Origin of the sequence: Thiolapillus sp. (assembly GCF_048562965.1) — a bacterium.
Lineage (GTDB): Bacteria > Pseudomonadota > Gammaproteobacteria > Chromatiales > Chromatiaceae > Thiolapillus > Thiolapillus brandeum_A.
In genome coordinates this window covers 1-1326 of the sequence record NZ_JBHNMF010000808.1, presented here as the reverse complement: position 1 = coordinate 1326, position 1326 = coordinate 1, and the positions used below count along the sequence as shown (strand labels likewise).

The window sequence follows — 1326 nt, the reverse complement described above, 5'->3', positions numbered from 1 at the left end:
ATTCGAGTCGATAATTTGCGCCTCCCGCATAATTCTGAACAGTACCTGACGCTGCTTTTTTCGCGTGGAATCCGTGATTTTTTCCAGTTCAGGGTAAATTTCCATTTTGGCATTGAAAAACACATCAAAATCGTCTGCGGATATTTCATTATGGTAGGTCATTGCATGTTCTCTCAGCACCTCCTGTGAAAATTCCGCTATAAAAGGATAGCGACGACAAATAGCCAGCCATAACAGGCTGGATTGTTCCTCGGTATTGCCCTGCACAAGAAGCTGCCGCTCCTGGTCATCCAGTTCCTGCAGGCGCCCAATGACTTCCCGCACAATACGCTTGGTTGTACTGACGGTTCGAGACTGCAGCAGGTTGTTGTCGATGACCTCGGTGCGCACCTGATCCCAGTCTTTCTTTTCTCCATAGAGGGTTGCCAGCAAGACAGACTCTTGCAGGAACAGCCCTCCGGTGGAGAAAGACATGCGATAGGGTGGGGAATTCACAAGTACAGCCGCACCCTTTGCTTCATACCCAGCGAGAGAGTATTTCGCGAATACGTTGCTTCAATCCCTTCCGCCGAATGGATTTGTCTACGTGGTATACGCCAACCAGGAATGAAATAATCGAAAAACCCCCAAATACCAACTGTCCCCCTTGATCCAGCCTTGAAGAAATCATGAGCATGAAAATACTGACCACAGTCAGCCCCATGCCAAATCGCCAATACACCAGACGCTGCTCAGAATCTTCTTCTCGAATAATGCTGCCTGCTTTGCGTCCGATATCTGCCTTTGTAGTCATCACTGGTTTCTCCCAATTTAATGCTTGTTCGTCATTCACGGTCATTTAACTAACCGAAGATGACGCCGCATGATTTCAGTATTGGCCTGTCCTGTTTCAGCAAATTGAGCATAAAACAATGCGACCAATTCGGATTTGGTCTTCAGTCGCACGGGGATTGTTCTTTTGGAATCCCATTCGTCAACAGCTTCCTGAATACTGGAAAGCAACTCAACATCTATATTTGCTGGCATGCCACTCTTGGCGCCCTTCTGGCCGGTAACGATATAGCAAACATCTACGCCTTCTTTGTATAAACGACCAAGATACTCTGTATTCGGTGAACGCTCACCTGACTCGTAATACCCCTGGGTAGCGTTACTCACACCACCGAGCTTCGCCATGGCGCTTTGAGTGATCCCGAGTTTTTTCCGCTCCTCCCGAATACGCGCTCCCACCTCGGAAAATGCTGCTTTTTGCTGCGCTGGTTTCACCATAATTAGCAACTCTTAGGTTTAATTTACCATATTTGTGAAAGTTTTTTTATTTTTATT

The 1326-nt window shown here is 47.0% G+C and carries 3 protein-coding genes; all 3 read right to left on the bottom strand.

What is annotated here, in order from left to right:
- Positions 1 to 495 (bottom strand): DUF1819 family protein (locus ACOCD2_RS20245; RefSeq protein ID WP_419625977.1); only part of this gene is annotated, 495 nt, incomplete at its 3' end.
- Between the two features lie 22 nt (positions 496 to 517).
- Entirely contained in the window at positions 518 to 838 is a 321-nt protein-coding gene (locus ACOCD2_RS20240; protein ID WP_419625976.1) for a hypothetical protein, read from the bottom strand.
- Positions 835 to 1269 carry a helix-turn-helix domain-containing protein gene (locus tag ACOCD2_RS20235; protein WP_419625974.1) on the bottom strand — a complete coding sequence of 145 codons (435 nt, stop codon included), beginning with the start codon at positions 1267 to 1269 and terminating at the stop codon, positions 835 to 837. Before ACOCD2_RS20235 ends, ACOCD2_RS20240 begins: the two co-directional genes overlap by 4 nt.
- Positions 1270 to 1326: the final 57 nt, after the last annotated feature.

What these genes read in the sequence shown, in the direction of transcription:
- ACOCD2_RS20240 (WP_419625976.1), bottom strand. Translation starts at nt 838, where the DNA reads ATGACCGTGAATGACGAACAAGCATTAAATTGGGAGAAACCAGTGATG.
- ACOCD2_RS20235 (WP_419625974.1), bottom strand. Translation starts at nt 1,269, where the DNA reads ATGGTGAAACCAGCGCAGCAAAAAGCAGCATTTTCCGAGGTGGGAGCG.